24 protein-coding genes and 1 pseudogene are annotated in these 20,571 nt (G+C 43.2%); 5 read left to right on the forward strand and 20 right to left on the reverse strand.

Going from position 1 to position 20,571, the window contains the following annotated elements; all coding sequences use genetic code 11:
• Positions 1 to 11: 11 nt before the first annotated feature.
• The 9 genes from ACQKL6_RS06440 to ACQKL6_RS06480 form a co-directional block, all read right to left on the reverse strand.
• Positions 12 to 554, reverse strand: a complete 543-nt coding sequence (locus tag ACQKL6_RS06440; RefSeq protein ID WP_427650849.1) for a DUF2975 domain-containing protein — start codon at positions 552 to 554, stop codon at positions 12 to 14.
• Between the two features lie 152 nt (positions 555 to 706).
• Positions 707 to 2,290: an amidohydrolase gene (locus ACQKL6_RS06445; RefSeq protein WP_427650850.1), complete on the reverse strand. Its 1,584-nt coding sequence runs from the start codon at positions 2,288 to 2,290 to the stop codon at positions 707 to 709.
• Between the two features lie 31 nt (positions 2,291 to 2,321).
• Complete coding sequence (locus ACQKL6_RS06450) at positions 2,322 to 2,471, reverse strand: hypothetical protein (protein ID WP_427650851.1); 150 nt, start codon at positions 2,469 to 2,471, stop codon at positions 2,322 to 2,324.
• 52 nt (positions 2,472 to 2,523) lie between these two features.
• A complete protein-coding gene (locus tag ACQKL6_RS06455) occupies positions 2,524 to 3,639 on the reverse strand; it encodes a muconate cycloisomerase family protein (protein ID WP_427650852.1) in 1,116 nt (371 codons plus the stop codon).
• A gap of 21 nt (positions 3,640 to 3,660) precedes the next feature.
• A complete protein-coding gene (locus ACQKL6_RS06460) occupies positions 3,661 to 4,302 on the reverse strand; it encodes a 3-oxoacid CoA-transferase subunit B (protein ID WP_403122542.1) in 642 nt (213 codons plus the stop codon).
• Positions 4,299 to 4,985, reverse strand: coding sequence for a CoA transferase subunit A (locus tag ACQKL6_RS06465; protein WP_427650853.1), 687 nt, complete (start codon positions 4,983 to 4,985; stop codon positions 4,299 to 4,301). The genes ACQKL6_RS06460 and ACQKL6_RS06465 overlap by 4 nt, the downstream gene beginning before the upstream one ends.
• Positions 4,982 to 5,713: a carboxymuconolactone decarboxylase family protein gene (locus ACQKL6_RS06470; RefSeq protein ID WP_402873309.1), complete on the reverse strand. Its 732-nt coding sequence runs from the start codon at positions 5,711 to 5,713 to the stop codon at positions 4,982 to 4,984. Before ACQKL6_RS06470 ends, ACQKL6_RS06465 begins: the two co-directional genes overlap by 4 nt.
• 76 nt (positions 5,714 to 5,789) lie before the next feature.
• Positions 5,790 to 6,653: an alpha/beta fold hydrolase gene (locus ACQKL6_RS06475; protein ID WP_427650854.1), complete on the reverse strand. Its 864-nt coding sequence runs from the start codon at positions 6,651 to 6,653 to the stop codon at positions 5,790 to 5,792.
• Positions 6,654 to 6,763: 110 nt separating this feature from the next.
• Positions 6,764 to 7,534: a dioxygenase gene (locus ACQKL6_RS06480; RefSeq protein ID WP_402873304.1), complete on the reverse strand. Its 771-nt coding sequence runs from the start codon at positions 7,532 to 7,534 to the stop codon at positions 6,764 to 6,766.
• A gap of 185 nt (positions 7,535 to 7,719) precedes the next feature.
• Here ACQKL6_RS06480 and ACQKL6_RS06485 point away from each other — a divergent pair, with 185 nt between their 5' ends.
• Positions 7,720 to 8,520, forward strand: a complete 801-nt coding sequence (locus ACQKL6_RS06485; protein WP_427650855.1) for an IclR family transcriptional regulator domain-containing protein — start codon at positions 7,720 to 7,722, stop codon at positions 8,518 to 8,520.
• Positions 8,521 to 8,640: 120 nt separating this feature from the next.
• Here the strand turns inward: ACQKL6_RS06485 and ACQKL6_RS06490 are convergent, their stop codons facing one another.
• Genes ACQKL6_RS06490 through ACQKL6_RS06500 form a run of 3 tightly spaced genes read right to left on the reverse strand, consistent with a single transcriptional unit; the run spans position 8,641 to position 10,198 of the window.
• Positions 8,641 to 9,399: a hypothetical protein gene (locus ACQKL6_RS06490; RefSeq protein WP_427650856.1), complete on the reverse strand. Its 759-nt coding sequence runs from the start codon at positions 9,397 to 9,399 to the stop codon at positions 8,641 to 8,643.
• 53 nt (positions 9,400 to 9,452) lie between these two features.
• On the reverse strand, positions 9,453 to 9,698 hold the full coding sequence (locus ACQKL6_RS06495) for a hypothetical protein (RefSeq protein ID WP_427650857.1): 246 nt from the start codon (positions 9,696 to 9,698) through the stop codon (positions 9,453 to 9,455).
• Positions 9,699 to 9,709: 11 nt separating this feature from the next.
• Complete coding sequence (locus ACQKL6_RS06500) at positions 9,710 to 10,198, reverse strand: hypothetical protein (protein WP_427650858.1); 489 nt, start codon at positions 10,196 to 10,198, stop codon at positions 9,710 to 9,712.
• Between the two features lie 283 nt (positions 10,199 to 10,481).
• Here ACQKL6_RS06500 and ACQKL6_RS06505 point away from each other — a divergent pair, with 283 nt between their 5' ends.
• On the forward strand, positions 10,482 to 10,655 hold the full coding sequence (locus ACQKL6_RS06505) for a hypothetical protein (protein WP_402873295.1): 174 nt from the start codon (positions 10,482 to 10,484) through the stop codon (positions 10,653 to 10,655).
• Positions 10,656 to 10,786: 131 nt separating this feature from the next.
• Here ACQKL6_RS06505 and ACQKL6_RS06510 read toward each other — a convergent pair whose 3' ends face one another.
• From ACQKL6_RS06510 to ACQKL6_RS06530, 5 genes are all read right to left on the reverse strand, one after another.
• Positions 10,787 to 11,704 (reverse strand): class I SAM-dependent methyltransferase, encoded by a 918-nt coding sequence (locus ACQKL6_RS06510; protein ID WP_427650859.1) that lies wholly within the window; start codon positions 11,702 to 11,704, stop codon positions 10,787 to 10,789.
• A 170-nt stretch (positions 11,705 to 11,874) separates the two neighbouring features.
• Entirely contained in the window at positions 11,875 to 13,326 is a 1,452-nt protein-coding gene (locus tag ACQKL6_RS06515) for a carbon starvation CstA family protein (RefSeq protein WP_427650860.1), read from the reverse strand.
• A gap of 206 nt (positions 13,327 to 13,532) precedes the next feature.
• Positions 13,533 to 14,264, reverse strand: a complete 732-nt coding sequence (locus ACQKL6_RS06520) for a LytR/AlgR family response regulator transcription factor (protein WP_402873915.1) — start codon at positions 14,262 to 14,264, stop codon at positions 13,533 to 13,535.
• A 21-nt stretch (positions 14,265 to 14,285) separates the two neighbouring features.
• Positions 14,286 to 16,013 (reverse strand): LytS/YhcK type 5TM receptor domain-containing protein, encoded by a 1,728-nt coding sequence (locus tag ACQKL6_RS06525; RefSeq protein ID WP_402873913.1) that lies wholly within the window; start codon positions 16,011 to 16,013, stop codon positions 14,286 to 14,288.
• Between the two features lie 182 nt (positions 16,014 to 16,195).
• Complete coding sequence (locus tag ACQKL6_RS06530; RefSeq protein ID WP_427650861.1) at positions 16,196 to 16,693, reverse strand: hypothetical protein; 498 nt, start codon at positions 16,691 to 16,693, stop codon at positions 16,196 to 16,198.
• 536 nt (positions 16,694 to 17,229) lie between these two features.
• Here ACQKL6_RS06530 and ACQKL6_RS06535 point away from each other — a divergent pair.
• Together ACQKL6_RS06535 and gsiB are read left to right on the forward strand one after the other, a co-directional pair.
• Positions 17,230 to 17,640, forward strand: coding sequence for a DUF1648 domain-containing protein (locus tag ACQKL6_RS06535; RefSeq protein WP_402873283.1), 411 nt, complete (start codon positions 17,230 to 17,232; stop codon positions 17,638 to 17,640).
• Positions 17,641 to 17,808: 168 nt separating this feature from the next.
• A pseudogene (gene gsiB, locus ACQKL6_RS06540) lies at positions 17,809 to 18,003 on the forward strand (glucose starvation-inducible protein GsiB); the annotation flags it as partial.
• 162 nt (positions 18,004 to 18,165) lie between these two features.
• Here gsiB and ACQKL6_RS06545 read toward each other — a convergent pair.
• The 3 genes from ACQKL6_RS06545 to ACQKL6_RS06555 all read right to left on the reverse strand — a co-directional run bounded on the left by ACQKL6_RS06545 (position 18,166) and on the right by ACQKL6_RS06555 (position 19,726).
• A complete protein-coding gene (locus tag ACQKL6_RS06545) occupies positions 18,166 to 18,495 on the reverse strand; it encodes a DUF5658 family protein (RefSeq protein ID WP_403080204.1) in 330 nt (109 codons plus the stop codon).
• A gap of 136 nt (positions 18,496 to 18,631) precedes the next feature.
• Positions 18,632 to 18,973 (reverse strand): hypothetical protein, encoded by a 342-nt coding sequence (locus ACQKL6_RS06550; protein WP_427650862.1) that lies wholly within the window; start codon positions 18,971 to 18,973, stop codon positions 18,632 to 18,634.
• Between the two features lie 198 nt (positions 18,974 to 19,171).
• On the reverse strand, positions 19,172 to 19,726 hold the full coding sequence (locus ACQKL6_RS06555) for a hypothetical protein (protein ID WP_427650863.1): 555 nt from the start codon (positions 19,724 to 19,726) through the stop codon (positions 19,172 to 19,174).
• A gap of 150 nt (positions 19,727 to 19,876) precedes the next feature.
• On the opposite strand from ACQKL6_RS06555, the gene ACQKL6_RS06560 reads away from it, so the two are divergent.
• A complete protein-coding gene (locus ACQKL6_RS06560; protein ID WP_427650864.1) occupies positions 19,877 to 20,566 on the forward strand; it encodes a hypothetical protein in 690 nt (229 codons plus the stop codon).
• Positions 20,567 to 20,571: the final 5 nt, after the last annotated feature.

Here is a 20,571-nt window from a genome sequence, read left to right on the forward strand (position 1 = left end):
GGATCTCCCACTTAAATCACATTGTTGGAATCGTCTTGCAAGGATATTCCGTATTTAAAAACCACATAAAGCGTATATACGATAGCTAATAGAAGAATGTTTCCTAGTAAACCTGGACTGGAATTTGAAAAAACATTACTGACATTATAAGCGTGTAGTTTTGCAAAGAACACCTGACTGATGAACTGCAAAATGGTGAAGCTTGTGATTGCGATTAGGATTTGTTTGAGGCACGAAAGATTTTGGTAAACAAAGAAGTCTTGTATATAAATATTGCCGATCATTTTACGTAGCGCATGCATAATGATAAACAAACAAGCAATGATTGCTAGCGCCACTAAGCAAGAAAGTACTAAAAACCATACTGATGGGTTTGTGTTTAAGTTTGAGTTAACATCTACATACTGTAGTAATTGTTTTTTAACTCCATTCGGAACTAACAATACAGCTCCAGTCCCAAATAGTAGCATTAATCCGGCAAACGCACAAAAAAATTGAGCAATCAGAGACATAATTGATAAGAATTTCAAAACAGACTTGGTAAAAAGACTCATTAGATATAGCCCTCCTTTATCAATTTACATTTATTTCCTTTTTATTATAAAACAATAAAGGATTATTGTAAAACAATAATTATAAGTTTTGAAAATTACTCGCAATCTTGTAAAAAGGAGATGCTCCATAATCGAAGCATCTCCCTCTCGTCTCATTTTCCCCTTTCGAAAACGACCCTTCCCGCCACGACCGTTTTCACGGCTTTGGCTGTCAGCATCTCCTCTGTCGTGCCATCGAATAGGTCACGGTCGAATATCGTGAAGTCTGCGACGTAGCCTGGTTTGATGTAGCCACGCTCATGCTCTTTGTTGATCGCCTGGCTGCTGCCGATCGTGTATAGTTGGATGGCTTCGAAACGGGATAGCTTTTGTTCAGGTATGTAGCCTTCATGCTTGGCGCCTGGTTTTTTCCGTTCGACTGCTGCATAGATGGTTACGAGCGGATCGATGTCCTCTACCGGTGCATCCGTTCCCGCTGCACACATGATGCCCCGGTCCAGCAGCGTTTTCCATGGATAGGCTAAGGAAAGACGCTCTTCCCCGAGTCGGTCGATGACCCACGGGAAGTCGGATGGGACGAATGCCGGTTGTATGTCTACCACGATCGGTAATTTGGCCATTCTTTCGACGAGGTCCTCTCGCAAGATGCAGCAGTGGATGAAGCGGTCCCGCTTGCCGCTTGGTGCCGGGTATTTTTCAATGACCCGAAGGACTTGTTCCGTCGCCGCGTCCCCAATCATATGGACGGCCACGACTTCGTTATGCTTGCGTGCCAATTTCACCAACGTCTCCAACTCTTCATCGGTTTGGATGAAGAGCCCTTTGTTGTCCGGTTGATCGGCATATGGCTGGGATAGGGCCGCCGTCGACCCGCCAAGGGCCCCGTCGGCAAAGATCTTCATCGCGCCCGGTTCTACATAGGGCTCGTCAAACTCTGCGTTGGCTTCAATCATTTTTTCAAATACGGCGTTATGCCGCAATATATTCACGCGGAAATGCTTCTTCTTGCCGACGACGCGGTGAAACGCCGTGAGTGGGTTTCTGAAGTCTCCGAAATAGTTCATTTCCTCTGTATGCCCACCCGTCAGGCCATAAGAAAGCATGTTATCCACAGCAAGGTTCAGTGTGTTCGTCAATGAATCGATGTACGCTTTCCCTTCTTTTGGAACAGCTTCCGTAACAGGGTTCATCGCTTGGTCGAACAACAGGCCATTTAACGTGCCGTCCGCATCTCTCCCGATTTCCCCGCCTGCTGGAGGTTGGCTGTCTGATGTGATGCCGCCTGCTGCAAGGGCCGCTGAATTGCCCAACACGACGTGATGGCAAACCCGCGTCAACAGGATCGGTTCTTTTCGAATCGCATCCAGTTCCCCGATTGTCGGAATGCGCTGGTCGGCGAAGTTATTTTCGTTCCAGCCTTCCCCATACAACCAGCTATCATTTGGGGCTGTCTTCGCTGCCTCGCTCACCATCTCCAGCATCTCGGTTGCCGAACGGGCTTTTGTTAAATCAAGACGAATTAACTTTTCGCCTTGGAACAGCATATGAAGATGGCTGTCAACGAACCCCGGATACATAACGGCCCCTTTCAAATCCATTCGCTCATCTGCCTCGACGCTCAGTTCATCGAATGATCCCGTAGCGAGTATGTTGTCACCCTCGACAAGGACGGCTTCTACCGTTTCATGTTCTTTCTCCATTGTGTAAATTGTGCCGCCATACCAAAGTTTCTTCATAGGAAAGATCCCTTTCTCTGCGAGTTTTCGTTTACCTTAACGCGTCGACATCGATACGTCCTGTTTTACTTTCTCCATGGTTGCCAGTTTTCCCTTTATTCAAAAGCAATAGCCCCTCTAAAAATATGACCATCCATCTATACAATCGACAATTTCCTACAACTATGAATCGTTTAGTCAAAAATAAGGCCCCCTTCATCAAGGTGGGCCTCAGTCAAAGTCACATTTATCTATCAAATTTCTCTCGAATAGTGCTGTACTTTCTCTTTATCGATTTCCACCCCGAATCCAACTCCATCTGGAATGATGATTTCAAAGTTTTCATATTGGATGTCATTCACCGTGATCGTATCTTTGAACAATAATGGGCCAAATAATTCCGTACCGAATTTCATTTCCGGTATCGTTGCATATAATTGTGCACAGATGGCCGTCCCTAAGCTGGATTCGATCATCGTCCCCCCGTATAAGCCGATTCCAGCCGCTTCGGCAATGGCTGCGACTTTTTTCGTTTGAGTCATTCCGCCCGCTTTGCACACTTTCAGGGCGATGGAATTGCCTGCTCTGTGTTTCGCGATTTGGAAGCAATCTTGTATGGAGTTCGCCGATTCATCCGCCATGATTGGCACCTTGAATCGGCTCGTCAAGCGTGCCATTCCTTCGTTGTTCCATGTTGGGAGTGGCTGTTCAATCATGGAAATGCCACCGTCTTCTAAACGTGCAATGCAGGCATTCGCCGTATCTTCATCCCACGCCTGATTCACATCTACAGTAAGGCGCGCTTCGTCCCCGACGGCTTTTTTAATCTCCAATACATGTTCAACATTTTTAATCGGATCGCCTTTACCGATTTTCAATTTGAAGATATTATGACGTTTCTGGTGTAAGAGTTCCTTCGCTTCTTCAATATCTCTATCCGTATCACCGCTCGCCAAAGTCCAGGCGACTGGCAGCGATTTATGAATCTGGCCGCCAAATAGTTCAAAGGCAGGCACCTCTTTGCTTCTAGCTGTTAAATCGACCATCGCCGCCTCTATCAAGGATTTGGCAAAGTAGTTGCCCCTTACGTGTTTCGAGATGCCATACATGATTTTGTCAAAGTGTACGGGTTCCTTACCGATGATCAAAGGGGATATATATCGGTCAATATTGACCTTTATTGCTTCCGGCGTGGATTCCCCGTATGAAGCGCCGCCTATCGTCGCGACTTCCGACCATCCTTCATTTCCCGCTTCATCCGTTATGCAGGCAACAACAAGGGTCTGTTCAACAATGGTATGCATCGCCAATTGATGCGGACGGATTGTCGGTAAATCTAGTATATATATATCTACTGAACGTATTTTCATAGTTACCTCACTCTCACCTTTTTACACAATAAAATCGGCTTCTGTTTTTTCTTTCACTTCTGCAAGCGTTACACCTGGCATCAGTTCAACCAGCTTTAATTGTTTATCGACCACTTCGAATACCGCTAACTCTGTCACGATCATATCCACGCTTCTGGTCGATGTAATCGGGTAGGTACATGCTTTCAGAATTTTGCTTTGGCCGTCTTTCGAAGTGTGGCTCATCGTTATAATGACTTTTTTCGCACCGACCAATAGATCCATGGCGCCGCCTACCCCCAAGATATTCTTACCTGGAACTGCCCAATTCGCAATGATTCCTGACTGTGCAACCTGTAAGGCACCAAGTATCGCCACATCGACATGACCGCCGCGGATCATCGCGAATGAATCGGAACTATCGAAGAAGGAGGTCCCCACCGCTTCACCGACTGGTAGTTTGCCTGCATTGACAAGGTTCGGGTCGATATCTTCCTCTTCAACATCCGTTACACCCAACATGCCATTCTCGGTGTGCAGAAACACGTTCTCATCCTCGAGATATTCGGCTACTAGTGTGGGGATGCCGATTCCTAAATTGACGGTACAAGGACCGTGCAATTCCTTGGCCACACGCTTCGCAATCAGATGCTGCACCTCTTGTTTGCTCATTTGTTTATTCATTTGCTCACTACCCCTACCTTTGTCAAGATTTTCTGTGCTTGGATAATGGTATCGATATAAAGATGGGGTGTGACGATTTCCTCTGGATCCAATTCACCAGATTCGACGATCTCATCCACTTCTACGATGACTCTTTTCGCAGCGGTTGCCATCAATGGGTTGAAATTACGAGCCGTTTTGTAGTAAACGAGATTCCCTAGGGTATCAGCTTTATGCGCCCGGATAATGGCAACATCCGCGCGGATCGCTTTTTCCAGAATATAAGTCACGCCATCAATATTGCGTTCTTCTTTTCCGATTGCCAGCTCGGTGCCGACGCCTGTGGTCGTGTAATACCCGCCGAGGCCCGCCCCACCCGCACGCAAGGATTCTGCCAATGTCCCTTGTGGCAGTATTTCCAGTTCGATTTCCCCTCTTTGATATTTGGCTCCCACATCACGGTTGCTTGTAAAATAAGAGCCAATCCCCTTTTTGATTTTGTTTTGGTTGAGCAGGATTCCCAAACCCTTACCTGCTTCCCCGAGATTATTACTGACAATCGTCAAATCCTTCACGTCTTTTTTAGTCAATCCTTCAATTAGCGTAAGTGGTGCACCCACTAATCCAAAGCCGCCCACCAAAATCGTTTGACCGCTTTTGACGCATGATAAGGCTTCTTGCAGATCTTGTGTCACTTTCGTCATGCCTGTCCCTCCCTTGCCCGTTTCAGGGAATCGCTGATTTCAAACCAGGCTGGAATGCCGGCCGTCAGAATGCATATGTATCCCACATCAGCTAGATCCGCCTCTGAAGCTCCGGCCTGTCTCGCTCTTTCTATCCAGGCAATCGCCTCCTCACCCCTCAATTCGGTAATGTAATTGCCCACCATGTTCAGGTATTTCAATCTAGAAGACACGGTTCCCTCACTAAGGATTTTCTCCTCGATCCTCTCGGCTTCATTCGTTTGAATGACGTTCCATGTATCTACTAAAAAACGTGTATCCAGCTCTCCCATCCAGGCAATCATCGTAGAAATCACGTCTTCAATCGTTTCAGGGTCATTTGCTGGCTGTTCAACTGGTGTACCCGATAATTCCAGGGCATATGCCAAAGACTCAAGCGACACTTTAAGTGACGGAAGCCCCTTATATAAATAGGAAACTAGTAGGTATTCGACTAGTTCCGGAATCGTTGAACCATAATCCATGGCGCCCTTGGTGTGATACACCATGCTACGTGGATATAGTCTTGCTGCGTTCATGCTGGCCACGAGTACATCCTTCTCTTTACGTGATAACGCGCCATCCTGCATAATTTCACCGCGCAACCCCGTATAGTGGTCTAAGACAACCGGACTGTAATCATGCATTTTTTGCACCCAGCCCGGCACCTCATCATAAACTTCCTTAAAATAATCCAACCCTTTACTCATTCATCATTCTCCCTTCTTATGTAGATTGCCATTTTTATAGTTTGATGGTTTTCAGGATGTAGGTCTCCTCACTTCTCTACTGCTTCAAAAACGTAAATGGTGTTTGTTCGACCCTCTTCAAAAAGGATTGAATATCTTGATTGATGTCATCACGTTTTTCAAAGACCATGGTGTAGTGATTGCAGTCCGAAACGACCGTTTCGATTCGTTCCGTATACTTCTGCGTTTCCTCATAGTCGGACAGAAAGAATAACGGTGGCATGGACCCGATGTCGCCCTCAGCATACACAAGCAATACGGGACATTGAATCTGTGAACAGATCTCTTTTGGACTAAAGGTATAAAAGCTTTCAAAGTCAGCGAGGATTCTTGATTCGGTTGATTTATTCTCCCAATGGTCAGCTACAGGAGCCACTTCATACTCGACGGCATCCTCCAGTGTTTCTGTCCACGTGATTCCTAGGTTTCCGTAAATCTTTTTGATTTCTTCGACATAATGTTTTTGAGATTCGTATTCTTTACTCAATCGTCCCAACGAAGGCTGAACGATCCTTTTCTGGTGTTCGGACATTGTAGCAGCACCATCCAGCAGAATGACGGCTTTTACTGTATTTAATTTACTGGCCACAATGGCCGATATAAAGGCTCCCATGGAGTGACCCAAGAGGATAGGGTTTTCGATATTCATTTCTTCTATTAATGCCAGGATATCTTCGGCATGACGAAAGATGGAAGGCTCGGGATCTGTATCCGCACTATTTCCCCGTCCCCGCAGGTCGACCGAAATGAATCTGTATTCCCCTTTATAGGCATCCGCGTAATGGTGCATGTTTTTATGTGTACCTGTTAGTCCATGAATCGCGATAATCGGACCTTTTTCCCCCGGGTAATCCACCACTTGGATTTCGTTCCCGTTGATCATTTTTTTATAAGAGTTCATGTATTGGCACCTCACCTTTATCCGTTATACGTATGGAAGGAATCTTTAGTGTTATGAAATAAAGGCTGCCGAAATGCTCTCGACAGCCTAGGAATTCGATTCATCAAGTATTAGAGGGTTCTCAATACAAAATTCAAGGATGCCTCTTTATGGTCCCCCACTTGTTCAAGTTTCGTTAACAAGGAAGTTCGAACGCCTTTGGCTACATCCGTTTCTAACCACTCATCCCCTTCAAAAAAGACTTGAGTGATCAGTGTTTCATGGCCTTCATGCTCGAGTTTCATATGGATGTGGGCAGGACGGTATGCATGGTACCCAGCCGCTCTTACAAATTCACCTGTTGGACCACTCGTAGGGATTTGGTAAGGAATAGGAACTCTCGCATGCACCTCGAAGTCTCCGTTCTCGTCTGTATAGAAATGACCTCTTAAGTTAAAGTCAGGTGCTTTTGAATCAAAGTTCGAGTATAGGCCGTCGCTGTCATCCTGCCACCACTCCACTTTTGTATTGGCCAATGGTTGCCCGTTAACGGAACTTGCATTTCCATAAAACACTAACTTATCTCCGGCTTCATCCGGTCTTTCCGGTATAATGAACGGTTGCTTTTCAAGTAACGGCGACCCTTCCACAAAGTAAGGTCCAAGAAGGGAAGGCTCTGTACCAGGCAACCCCTTATATTTAGCTTCCAATACATAGGTCTCGATGAAGACATCCAGGAATAGCGGGATTTCTCCACTTTTACCCAGACGATCTGCCCAATTCACGAAATTCGTATACTCTTCATGATTAAATTGTTGTTCATCTAAAAAATTCTTCAGATGCTTAGCAAAGCTTTCATACGCTTCTAATACACGCTTATTTTGTACAATTGTTTCTGACATCATTGTTTCCCCCTCAGATTTTAAATGGCCAACTATATTTACACTTTGTAACCGCATACATTTGCAAGTGAATCGTATAGGTAATCTTTTCTTGGAGGACTTGCAAAATGAATGAACAAATTGTACGATAACCGTACATAAATTTTCTATTCGTACAACTTTATTTTACACAGGGGGTATCATTTATGTCAACTGAATATTCAGAAAATATAAAAAGTGGCGACTATATCCAATCCCTAGAACGTGGGCTGCTTGTTATTCAGGCATTTTCACAGGAAACTCCGACACTGACCATAAGTGAAGCGGCGAAAATAACCGGTTTAAGCAGACCGACTGTGCGCAGGATCTTACTTACTTTGGTTCACCTAGGGTTTGCAGAGTCGAAAAATGGATCCTTTTCATTAACCGCCCGAACCCTGACATTAGGCTATGCCTATATTTCTTCGAAGAACATTTGGAATATGGCCTATCCCATCATGCGGGAATTTGTTGCCCAAATAGGTGAGTCCAGTTCCATTTCTGTCTTGGACGGCACGGAAATCATCTATGTTGCCCGTGTTCCTACGAAAAGAATCATGTCGATTAATCTGGATGTCGGATCCCGCCTCCCTGCTTATGCGACGTCCATGGGACACGTGCTTCTAGCTAATCTTCAGAAAGATGAACTAAAGAAACGGTTGGATCAAATTACGCTTCAGTCGTTTACAGAAAAAACGATTGCGGACAAGCAACAATTACTGAGCACCTTGGATGAAGTCCGTGAAATGGGTTGGGGAGGGGTTGATCAGCAATTCGAAGAAGGACTCCGATCCATCGCTGTTCCCATAAAAAATTCTGAAGGACAGGTCATTGCCGCCATCAATTGTTCCGCACATGCTGGAAGAATCAGTGAAGAAGTTCTCCAAGAAGAATTTCTTCCATTGCTATTAGACACGGCAGCCAAAATTAGTAGGGCCATCGCGACATCGAACTCCTCACATTTTTAATATATCTGCGTAAAATGCAAACCAATAAAAGCCGCCTGTTTGAAGGGACTCCCTCCTCAGGTGGCTTTTATCATGATTCTACACATTCTCTGGATGCCCTTGAATCACAAACTTACAGCTTCACTGGATTGGATGATTCGAAAAGTAATCCCGGATCATCTCTTTCATCTGTTCTTTATTCTCCGCGAATTGCCTGTGCCTATGTCCATTGCCCCCGGAAGGATGCGGGAATCCTAGTAGCAGATTGCTAGCATCGAGGTGATTCTGTTCCGCCAAGTAGGTGAGGACCTTGGAGACGTTGATGCCTAGCGGAATGATGAGTGGTTGGTCCAAATTGCTGATTTCGGTCGCAAACCCTTCCATGATATGTTTCCTTAGGAGCTCCGTCTTTAAGATGTCTGGCGTCGTCCCGCTGTAGTTTTTCCCCTTATAAAACACCGGATAGTTCAGGACGGATCCTGTATGGACCAAGGAATTGGCCTCGGCGAAAAGCTCGATCGTGGAGGACAGCCCCAAGTATTCATGTAAACCCAGCTCATCCAGCATCTTGACGAGGTTCTTTCGCATCGGCCCTTCAAAGCTGGATTGTTTCTTTACTTCGTGGAGGATTTCTTCCTCACTTTCTATGTAATCTTTGACTTCAATGACGGTTGAAAAGGATTTCTTCATCTGGTGTAATCCTGGTGTGATTCCGGCGATCACGACTTTGGCACGTTCATTCACATATTCAAAAGGCGCATAATAGATTTCGAGGTTTTTCTTCTCATCCCGATCAAGCAGAAATTGCTCGTTTCTGATCATGTCCACTGTATACGAGGCCGGCAAGCTATACAGCAGATCCTTGTATTGCTCGAATTTCGAAAATTGTACGATACTCATGACTGTTAATCCCTTCTTTTATAAGCTTGGTGTCGTGTAAGATAATGCTTGAGTCAAAGAATAGCACCAAATTCATTGCAACTGAATTCGATCGTGAAGGCTTTCTTTGTGGTTATACGATGTAAAGTATACACCCCTTCAATCAAAAGGCTATATGTACGGCCATTATCCACAAGTTTGGCCTCCGAGAATGTTTGCTTCCATTCTCCATTAGAAGAACTGGCTATATGCGATGTAATCTGATTTACCTTTGAAAACATTTGGCCTTCCCGATTTTCATTATATTGTGTCTCAAACATACCTGAAACCTCTACTGAAAAAATCTTATGGCTAACATAAAGATGGGCGGTTTTCTTCCTTTCTCCATTCGAACCCATAACGACTTCACAGTTTGTGAAGATAGATTACTTAATGCCTCACGTTCACTTGCCAAGAAGAAATCAATATGTTCTTGGATTCTCTGCTTATAGTCTTTTGGCTCAGCCCAATCTTGGGGTTCAAACTCCTCAATCGAAGGAACGCCTAGATTAATCCCTATTTTTGTCTCATTTGCCTGATGAACAATTTCCTGATACTGCTTGTGGTACGCTTCCTTTTGTTCCTGCGTCAATTGCAGGGGACCCGTTGTTTCCACAACATCAATTGCAAGATTGGATAAAGGTGCGCCTTCTATAGTTTGTTCACCCCCTAACACTTTAGACGCCTCTTCACTCTTTGTCTGATTCGCTTCCTCATTTGCACTACATCCCGTTAGAAGGACCGTTCCTAGTATTGCCCCTATGTATAAAACTTGTTTCATCATCATTCCCCCATCCCCATTCACTTGCCATTAACGGTTATAACGATTGTAAACTTTATCCAAATTAAAATGAATAGTTTTTAATTTGCTAAACAATTTTTAAGGCTAGGTTCAAGGAAAAGATTGATTTAAATAGGCTTAGCAACGAATGGATATTTATGTTAAATTAATGACAAGGAAAGACATACACGTTAACTGGAATTTCAGTAACTTGTCACACTGTGAAATGAATTTTAGACTAAAGATAAATATAAGTATGAACAGTCTTTAGGAGGTGAGTGTTTTGTCCATCGGAATTCTTGCCCTTGTCACTATGGCGTTATGGATTGTACAAATTCATGAATTCTTTAAACCTGAAGAAAAGCAAAACAATAGAAAAATCATAATCTTAACTTCCTTCGGGTGCTTGTTTACCACGATTTTGACCATCCATCAAATTCAAAACTTCCTTGGGTAAAAGTAAATACCATCAGGAACCGCAGAAGATTATGACATTCAAAAAAAGGAATGTTCAAAGGAATATCAGATATAAATGCTAAGAACCTCCCCATCATAGAGAGATTGGGAGGTTCTAGTTCTTGCGACATACTATTTTTTCACAGCATGGATGTAATGAATGGTTTCGAATGCAGACAAATAATCTGTTCGACCACCAAAGAATTTATTTTGAATGGCAACAGGTGATAAATGTTCATAAATGAGTAAACCTGAGTTTTCTAACATTTTCTCCATTTCTTCATAAGTAAAACATGATTTCATGGGCTCGCCACTAGCTGATGCCATTTGAACCATATTTTGCACTCGATTGGACAGCCCTTTTTCTTCAAAAAGGTTGTCATCTGCATAATCAAACACGATCGAACTCCCTGAAGGTAGATTGGCAAACCATTCATTAATCAAATTGGCATGTTCTTCTTTTGTTAAATAATATGAAACACCTAAAAGACTAAGAAAGGTTTTTTTGTTAGGCATGAAACCTTTTCCAATAAGATCTTGAATGGCAAATGGTCGGGTGAAATCCATTGGAACAAAATGAAGGGTATCCGGGATTTGATAATTTGCATTTTCTAGCCTGATCTTTTTAAAGTCTTGTGTAGCTGGATAATCCACTTCAAATATATCGATGCTTTCGTTTAATTCCGGGTGTCGGAAACAAAAGGTATCTAATCCCGCTCCTAAGATGACATACTGTTGAACGCCCAGCACGATTTCATGGCGTACTACATTTTCGCAATAGGCAGCACGTGCTAAAGGAGTTGGAGAAAGTTGAACTTGTGTAATCCATTTTAAAATTTCATCTGGGTCATCTCGAAATTTCTTTGCTATGCTATCATTAAAGAATGGAATGCCTTTAATCATGTTCTCTTGAATATCCGCAAATTCTTTTTGGCTAATTAAATCTTTTACAATAAAATCATCAAAAATTTTCGGTGTGTCGTATTGACTATGGTAAGCCCGACCAAAGGCTGATATTAAGGAAGTCATACTTGATTCGTTCTTCTTCATACATTCATCCCCCGTATAACAAAAATAAGATTCCCCTGGCCAGGAGAACCTCATTATACACACAAAAATTTTAACTGTAAATTATAGCATAAATAAATATTTTTGTCAATCTATTCTATCTCGAAAATCCTACCTGAATATAAAAAAAACGCCAAAGTGGCGTTTTTTCTTTAAGCAGTTTTCTTATAATACGAAAGATCTTCTTCGAGCGGGATGTTGGCTGCTCGTTGTTTTTTCGCTGCGACGAAGAAGGTTATGACCAAAATGACGCTGACGATGGCTCCGATGATGTAGGAGGTATCCATCGATAATCGGAATCCGATTTGGGCGTTCAGGATATAGACCAACACCGTATATAGCATGAAGGTTCCTGGCAGTAAGGACACCCAGTAATTCTTCTTCGCGATGTACAGGTACATGGCTCCTACGAATAGGGCGATGACGGCTGTTGCTTGGTTGGCCCATGAGAAGTAGCGCCATAGGATGTTGAAGTCGATTTGCGTCAAAGCAATGGAAATGACGAACAGAGGAACCGCGATGACTAAGCGGCTGCTCATTTTCAGTTGCGGGAATTTCACATAATCGGCAATGATCATCCGTGCACTTCGGAAAGCCGTATCTCCCGACGTGATCGGCAAGACGATGACTCCCAGTACGGCGATGGTGCCGAATAACGCTCCAAGTGTTACTTTTGCCGCTTCACTTACGATTAATCCCGTTCCACCTGTTGCAAGTAGTTCGTTCAATCCGACTGGTCCATCGAATAAGCTCATGGCAGCCGCGGCCCAGATCATGGCGATGATTCCTTCTGCAATCATCATTCCATAGAAGATTTTCCGGCCTTGTTTTTCATTTTGAGTCGTACGTGAAATGATCGGTGATTGTGTTGCATGGAAGCCTGATAGTGCCCCACATGAAATCGTTAGGAACAATAACGGGAAAATCGGCAGGTTATCCGGATGTAGATTGGATAACGTTAGTTCCGGTATCGGCGCTTGTTGGATGATCAAGGCTCCACCCACCCCGACGGAACTGATTAATAATAAAGCCCCGAATATCGGATAAAAGCGTCCGATGATTTTATCGATGGGCAGAAGTGTCGCCAGAATATAATATAGGAAAATGGCTACCGTGATGAGCGTCAGGCTCACCGTGCCATTCATCAAGTTATGAAGCAAGGATGCTGGGGACGTGACAAACACCGTACCCACCAAAATTAATAACAGGATGGCGAATGCATTGACAACATGCTTCATCACTCTGCCGAGGAATTTACCCGCAAGTTCCGGTAAATGCGCTCCACGGTTCCGGATTGAAATCATGCCAGTTAGGTAATCATGAACCGCCCCTGCAAAGATACAACCAAGCACGATCCAGATAAACGCAACAGGTCCATATAAAGCTCCCATGATTGGACCGAAAATGGGTCCGACCCCTGCGATGTTCAATAATTGGATCAAAGAATTCTTACTTGTGCTCATCGGCAAATAATCGACGCCGTCCTGATTCGCATATGCCGGTGTCGGTCGTTCTGCTTTGACACCAAACAGTTTCTCTATGAATTTTCCATATGTAAAATATCCGATTAGTAATAGAATGACTCCACCTAAAAATGTATACATCTGTCTATGCCCTCCTTGGAATCGCTTACATATAGTATAAACGATGAATTGACAGAAAAGATTGAATTCTTATTATCATGTCGATTTCGGAGGGTAAGAGGTTCATATGTCGAATTAACGTGTAAAATGTTCAAAATTTTGTCACATGTATACGAGAAAGAATCTGAGATTCACGCTTGGATTCATATCAGATTCTTCCTACCCTATCATAACTCCAAGGCCGCTCGAAAAGCTTTGGCATACGTCCGGCTGACGGACAGCATTTCGTCCCGTCCTTTCAATTCAAGCTGGTACGCCCCATTGAACCAGGGGGTAAGACGCAATACATAATTCAAATGCACCAGATAACTTTTATGAATTCTAAAAAATGGGAATTCATGTAACCGTTCTTCTAATTCTTTCATCGTCGTTTTCACTTCATATTCATGGTCGACCGTGACGATCTTCGATACCTTTTCTTCCCGTGAAATGTATAGGATGTCATGAGGATGAACATAGAGGATTTCCCCCTCCACTTCGACAGCCAGTCTTCCGGCGCTTTTGACCGGCCTATTCTCCTCTTTCTTTAAGAATAGTTTTTCAAGGCGGCTAACCGTCTCTGCCAATTGTTCTTCATCATACGGTTTCAATAGATAATCCACCGCATCCACACGAAAGGCTTCCACACCGAACTGAGGATAGGCAGTCGCAAAGACGATTCTCGGGACGTTCTTCAATTCCTGGAGGGCCTTCGCTGCCTCCATCCCATTCATGAGCGGCATCTCCACATCGAGGAAAATCACATCAGGCTGCAGCTGCATCGCCAAGACGATGGCCTGTTCCCCAGATTCACCCTCGCCGATTATATCGATGGAGGGATGCTGCTTCAACAGATGAATCAATTCCTCGCGGCTATAACGTTCATCATCTATGACAAGTGTCCGAATGACCGATTTCATGTTCTTCCCCACTTTCTTCATTTACTTTGGAATGCGAAAGGATATTTCCGTGCCTTTTCCTGGTTCACTCCGAATCTTCAAGGCCGATTGCTGCCCCATCATCATCGTAAGCCGTTTGTTCACATTATAAAGGGCAAGGCCTGTCCCGCTTTTGGATTCAACGATTTCTTGGCCAAGCTTTTGTAACTGACCTGGCTCGATACCAGCCCCATTATCCCTTATGACGATTCTAATCGAGGCTTCCGTTTCTTTTTCAAGAAGAATATGTATCGAACAGTTTTCCGTTTTGTTTTTAAACCCATGATGGATGCTGTTCTCGATTAATGGCTGGAGGATGAGCGGCGGGATCTTCGCATGGAGAACATCTTCACCCACTTCATAATGAATGTGCAGCTTATCGACAAACCGCATTTTTTCGATATTCGCATACGCTTGAAGATGTGAAAGTTCCTCCGATAAGGTCGTCCACTCCACCGTCGTACTGGCTAGGTTCTTTCTGAAATACTGGGATAAGTGAAGCAGCATTTTCCTTGCCTTGTTAGGATCAATCCTTATTAACGAGTTGATCGTATTTAAAGCATTGAATAGGAAGTGCGGATTGATTTGGGCCTGAAGGGCTCTAATCTCAGCTTCTTGTGCCAATTTCTGTGCATCATCGAGCTGTGACACTTCCAGTTGATAACTAAGGAGCATACTCAACCCTGACATCAACTCGACATCCACGTTGTTGATTTCTTTTTCATGGCGAAAATATAACTTTAACGTCCCGACTGTCTGATTCCCTTTCTTTAAAGGACCAATGATGACCGCGCCTAACGGACAATCGGAAACCTGGCAATGAATATCCCGCTTTCCCACTACGATCAGTTCCCCACCCTCGATCACCTGGCGTGTAATTTCTGTCTGGAGCGGCCGTCCCGGCGAGTGATGGTCATCCCCCAAACCGATATGGGCGAGGATCTTCGTTTCATTGGTAATCGCGATGGCACTTGCCTTCACTTCATCAAACAAAATCCGGCATACCGCGGCAGCCGACTTTTCGTTCATACCTTGGCGCATGTACCCGAGGGTTTGCCTTGCAATCCTCAATGACTTCTGTGCCTGCAAGGCAGCAGCCTTCTCCTCTTCATTCAGAACGCTTCGAATGATTAATAGAAACAAGGCGCTGCCTAGGCCATTGGCGATAATCATGGGTATACCAATATGCCCGACAAGGGAAAAGGCCTGTTCGGTCGGTTTCGACAGAAGAAGAATGATGAACATCTGCATCGCTTCGGCGAGAGCCCCGATCATTAAAGCCTTGGAAAGTTTAACATGTTTGTTTTTCTTATAAAAAAGACCCGCAAGCAGACCCGCAAGTATCGTGGCGACCCCACAGGAAAGCGCCGTGAATCCTCCCAATGCAAAACGATGAATCCCCGCGACGATCCCAGCACCAAGTCCGATGCGCCATCCCCCGAATAAACCGGCAAGTACAACGCCGATCACGCGGGAGTTGGCAATGGCCTCATCTTCCCCGACAGACCCGACCCATCGGTTGAACTCAAGCGATTCGGGACTCAATGTCAGTCCGGTATAGGTGCCAATGATGCCGAACACCCCAAAGAACAAAATGGCTTTGACCTGTTGCTTCCGGTTAAAATGATCCTCATTCAACATTTGTCGAAAGAAACGAAAACGGGTCACGATAAAGGCAATCGTCACGATGATCCCGAGCCGTTCCGTCATGGTAATCAACAATTCCATGATGATCTGCCTCCCCCAATCCCTCTTGCAATCCCTGTATGGATAGCTTGTACTCTACACAATACCTTCTATTATTATACGCTCGATGGACGGGTTCTCCATACCTTTTCTAAAGACCCCATCAAAAAAGCCGACTGATTTTAAAATAAAATCAATCGGCTTATATGAGTGGTACTGTATGGGATTTAAGCATTTACGGTTTTACGCGCTTGACTTTCATGCAATTTCTTCATGGCAAACCTGGCTACTGGTTGAGCGATCAACGTTTCAACCCAGAATGCGATAAAGAAGTTACGTGGCCAGTCATAAAAGAACGTATGAATCGGCTTCCAGCTAATTTCCCCCATGCCAATCCAAGATCCGATAACTGTCAGTAAAACGGACAAGATGGTTACGCTAAATAATATCGTGAACAGCACCCGTGCATTAAAGCCGTCCGTCGGTCCAGCAAACTTTTGTACAAGCTTAGTAACAAGTGGATTTACCACAAATGGTACCAATATAATGACACAAACCCAAACAAACGGAATCACTTTTAACGTATCAACATACACGTCCTTCGTGAATCCAAATTTAAATGCCATAATAAGTGGTGCGATAATGTTGACAGAAAGAATGGAAATGATGGCTAAAAACAATATAAATTCTTTTCCGCCTCTTGGTAATCTTGTTTCCCCGTGCATATCGATCCATCTCCCATATAAAAAAATATTTCAGATGGCAGACGTATCATGAGACATATATTTTTGGCCCCCAAAAAGAAAGACCAATATCTCTACACACTGATATAGCTAGTTTATCATTTTTCCCAAATTAATTCCAAGTCCTTTTTTCCATGAAAAACACAGGCTACATGCATCAAAAATACCATCCATTCGCACCATAACAGATATAAATGGAGTGATGAACATACAGAAAATATATTTTTTATTGTAACCTAGAGGAAGGGGTGTTTATCTTCCGATTCAAAAGGAGTATAATGGAAAAAGAGTCAGGTATTTACCTGCTCACGATTCCTTAGGTGACCGCCTTTTTAGGCCCCCTCTCCTAAGGTTTTTTGTTTTTTTAATTGAACAAGGTTGCCATATGGTCCCTTTATTTTTTTGATTGGGAGGTTTACATCATACTTCGTCCCTTCCCCCGTGCTAAAATAGGAGAGTGGTCCGCTACATTCCACTTTTAAGAAAGACGCCGGGAAGTTTATTATTTTGAAACGGAGATGAGGGAGATTAAACAGCAGCGGTTAGTAGTTAAACGCAAAAGGACGCTAATAGAAATGATATTAGATATCATTTCGCTCTTATTTCTTATTTCAAGTGTTGTATACATAATGACGGAATGGTCTTCTCTACCAAGTCAAATACCCTTTCAATTTAATTCGTTCGGGAAAGTGAGTATTTTGGGTTCAAAGGAAAGCGTACTTGCCCTTCCGCTATTTGGTCTGATCATCTGGATTGGCTTGACGGTCCTTGAAAGATTCCCACATCGCATTACCTTGCCTTTTTTTCTTCAAGAGAATAAGGAAATGGAGTTCAGGAATAATCGGATTCTGATCAACATGACCAAGAATGTACTGGTCATCTTTTTCACTTATACGAACTGGACTAGCATACAATTAGTTTTAATCTAAAAAATGACAATGGCGCTCAAATGAGCGCCATTTAAACGTTTCTATTTAAAAAATCGACTTTCATTTCTATAATATATATTTTTTTCAAAATACTAGTTTACTAGAGTGTGGATTAGGATATACATGATACTGTAAGCAACACAAAAAACTTTTATAGGAGTGATTAACATGGCTGACAATAACAAAATGAGTCGGGAAGAAGCAGGTCGCAAAGGTGGAGAAGCAACTTCAAAAAATCACGACAAAGAGTTTTATCAAGAGATCGGTGAAAAAGGCGGAGAAGCGACCTCCAAAAATCATGACAAAGAGTTTTACCAAGAAATCGGTGAAAAGGGCGGCAAGGCCCGCAGCGACAACAATAACAATTAAACCATTCCATAGAACGAGTAATTGTCTTAACGGACAATTATTCGTTTTTTTTGTTTGTTTTGTTTTTATCGGTCGATTCTTGGTATTTATCGGTCATTTATTGCTTTTATCGGTCAATTCACATGATATATCGGTCAATTCCGGCTTTTTATCAGTCTAACTGCCTTTCATCACCAGTAACATCCAGAAGAAATGGTATACCGTGACGGCGGCATACGCTACCAAACAAAGCAAGATTCCGCCATTCACCACTTTTCTACGTTTTAACTGCGGATAGATCCACAAGAGAAGCAAAGGAAGGAACAGTTTGCATCCGTAGAAGAAGGAGCGATTCCAATGATACACTTCTTTCATGAGGGGGTTCAGTTCTCTTATGTATCCTGCCTGGATGCCAAAATCGGTTACCACAGCATCGAACAGACATAGCACGAAAATCCATACGAGCATATTCTTCATCTTCTCTTTCGAAATCCTTGCTTCCTCCACTATGATCTCCTCCTACCACTATCTTTTCAAAAGTACGAATGGAACATACCTTATCAAGAAGGAACATTAAAAATGCCAGACAAATTGTTCTTAGTAAAGAACAGTCAATCCATACTCCCTTAAAGGAGCATGTTGATCAAGGAGTATCCATACAGGTCGTTTTGGATGGAAAAAATACAATTCTATACTTTCCTTCCAGCTCTTCTTTGATTTTTTCCGTTAATCGTAATCCCTTTTCATTATGTTCTTTTTCAAGAGTCAATCCGTCTGGAAGCATGGTATCCGTATCCCAATCTATCCAGTCTCCATACTCTCTCACCCAATCTGATAGCTCCATTTTCAGTTCATCTGAAGTGGGGACTTCATCTATATCCAGGTTACAGCCACAGAGATGGCACCATATCGGATCTGCGCCGATATCTGCTTCCAATTTCAAGATGGACGGTTTCCGTCGTGCACATAAGCAATCCAGCTTCACTTATCCCCCTTTGGTTCTAAATTGGACGGGTTATCCACATAAGAACCAAGGATGAACCCGCAATTCGAACAATAATGAGAGGTGATCTTGGACGGCTTATTCTTTAAATGATCATAGGAGAACATTTGAACAAATTTGAACCCTGTCCCAAGTATCCCTTTCTTAATCGAGTATGAGTTACATTTCGGGCATTGATCCTCACTCAACTTTTTTCACTCTCCCTTCATCTATTTCTTCCACATTTTCTTCGGTTCCGTCTTCTTTGACCGCTTTTACTTTTACGTCCTTAATATCGCTAATGGCGTACCAGAATCTTTTCCCCTTCTCCACTTCGATGATTTCAGCAGGTTCATCTCCTGCAAACATATGGGAAATGGAGTCATCGGTAAGCGTCCCTGAGTATATGTAGGGTTCTTCGTTCATCGCAGACCATTGGACTGGATCGTTAAATTCTGCGCCTCTTGTTTGCTTCCACTCCCACTTCCCATTTTCTTTTTCTAAATAGGCAATAAAGATTTGGTCTCCATTTGGATTATGCTCCGTAAAAATGGCGATAGCATCATCATGTTGGTTCATTGTATGGACTTTTGTATAGACGAGAGAATAGTCATAATCAAACTCATCCCCATACTCATCCTTCGTTTTTTCCATTTCGGCGTGAAAAAAATCCTCGAATGACGGTTCTTCCGATTTCGAACAGCCGATAAGAAAGAGTAAACACAGGGTGCCCACAAATAGAATTCTGCTTTTCAACTTTGTTCCTCCTCTATGTAAGTAAAAAAGTCGGTTTATTTAATAATTTTACCATTAATGGAATTTTTGTGGTTACCTTTATACAATCTTCCTTATCGTTATAATTTTTCATCCATAATCCGATATATAGAGTGAGTAGGGGGGATTGGGATGAAAATTTCTTTTGGAACGGAGTCTGTTCCATTATTTAAGCAACCGGAGCATCAGCAAGTAAAGGCTTCGGTATCAGCAAGTCTGTTTGGCAAGACGGATACAGTCACAATCAGCGGCAGTTCGCTCCAACTGTTTGGACAAATGCAACAAAAGCAAACATCCATGATTGAAAGTCTAATGAAACAACGTGAGGGCATTCAGGAAATGAAGAGCAACTTAACCGAACGGACATTGGAAAAAGGCGGAGACATTTCTTCGATTCAAGAACAACTCAAACAATTCGAGCAACAAATTGCCGAAATAGACCACCAAATGGCTGAAATGGAAATGGAAGAGCGCCAAAAGGCTTTAGGGAAAGATGAGAAATCCGAAGAAGAAAAATCGGCTGGAACCGACACACAGGCTTCATTAATGGAGACATCACAAGCATTCGATCGCATCGAAACGGTGTATCAAGTGAAGAACTCCATGGAACGTGAACACAGAAGCATAGCAAGTGAGATGAAAATGGACACTTCAAGAGGCGTGTTTAGCGAAGCGAAATCTGAACGCTTAAATGTACTAGAAGACCGCTTAGAAGATGCTAAGCAAACCATGATGAAAAATATGAATACTGTTAACGAACCAACAAGAGATGAGGAAGAAAACGAGATAAACGAGCAACGAGAAGAAATAGCTAATCAATAGAATTA

It is taken from the genome of Peribacillus sp. NPDC097197 (assembly GCF_050278025.1).
Taxonomy (GTDB): Bacteria; Bacillota; Bacilli; order Bacillales; family DSM-1321; genus Peribacillus.

Bases quoted from the DNA above. Each gene is read 5' to 3' on its own strand.
- ACQKL6_RS06440 (WP_427650849.1), bottom strand. From the start codon at position 554: ATGAGTCTTTTTACCAAGTCTGTTTTGAAATTCTTATCAATTATGTCT.
- ACQKL6_RS06445 (WP_427650850.1), bottom strand. From the start codon at position 2,290: ATGAAGAAACTTTGGTATGGCGGCACAATTTACACAATGGAGAAAGAA.
- ACQKL6_RS06455 (WP_427650852.1), bottom strand. From the start codon at position 3,639: ATGAAAATACGTTCAGTAGATATATATATACTAGATTTACCGACAATC.
- ACQKL6_RS06460 (WP_403122542.1), bottom strand. From the start codon at position 4,302: ATGAATAAACAAATGAGCAAACAAGAGGTGCAGCATCTGATTGCGAAG.
- ACQKL6_RS06465 (WP_427650853.1), bottom strand. From the start codon at position 4,985: ATGACGAAAGTGACACAAGATCTGCAAGAAGCCTTATCATGCGTCAAA.
- ACQKL6_RS06470 (WP_402873309.1), bottom strand. From the start codon at position 5,713: ATGAGTAAAGGGTTGGATTATTTTAAGGAAGTTTATGATGAGGTGCCG.
- ACQKL6_RS06475 (WP_427650854.1), bottom strand. From the start codon at position 6,653: ATGAACTCTTATAAAAAAATGATCAACGGGAACGAAATCCAAGTGGTG.
- ACQKL6_RS06480 (WP_402873304.1), bottom strand. From the start codon at position 7,534: ATGTCAGAAACAATTGTACAAAATAAGCGTGTATTAGAAGCGTATGAA.
- ACQKL6_RS06485 (WP_427650855.1), top strand. From the start codon at position 7,720: ATGTCAACTGAATATTCAGAAAATATAAAAAGTGGCGACTATATCCAA.
- ACQKL6_RS06490 (WP_427650856.1), bottom strand. From the start codon at position 9,399: ATGAGTATCGTACAATTTTCGAAATTCGAGCAATACAAGGATCTGCTG.
- ACQKL6_RS06495 (WP_427650857.1), bottom strand. From the start codon at position 9,698: ATGTTTGAGACACAATATAATGAAAATCGGGAAGGCCAAATGTTTTCA.
- ACQKL6_RS06500 (WP_427650858.1), bottom strand. From the start codon at position 10,198: ATGAAACAAGTTTTATACATAGGGGCAATACTAGGAACGGTCCTTCTA.
- ACQKL6_RS06510 (WP_427650859.1), bottom strand. From the start codon at position 11,704: ATGAAGAAGAACGAATCAAGTATGACTTCCTTAATATCAGCCTTTGGT.
- ACQKL6_RS06515 (WP_427650860.1), bottom strand. From the start codon at position 13,326: ATGTATACATTTTTAGGTGGAGTCATTCTATTACTAATCGGATATTTT.
- ACQKL6_RS06520 (WP_402873915.1), bottom strand. From the start codon at position 14,264: ATGAAATCGGTCATTCGGACACTTGTCATAGATGATGAACGTTATAGC.
- ACQKL6_RS06530 (WP_427650861.1), bottom strand. From the start codon at position 16,693: ATGCACGGGGAAACAAGATTACCAAGAGGCGGAAAAGAATTTATATTG.
- ACQKL6_RS06535 (WP_402873283.1), top strand. From the start codon at position 17,230: ATGAGGGAGATTAAACAGCAGCGGTTAGTAGTTAAACGCAAAAGGACG.
- ACQKL6_RS06560 (WP_427650864.1), top strand. From the start codon at position 19,877: ATGAAAATTTCTTTTGGAACGGAGTCTGTTCCATTATTTAAGCAACCG.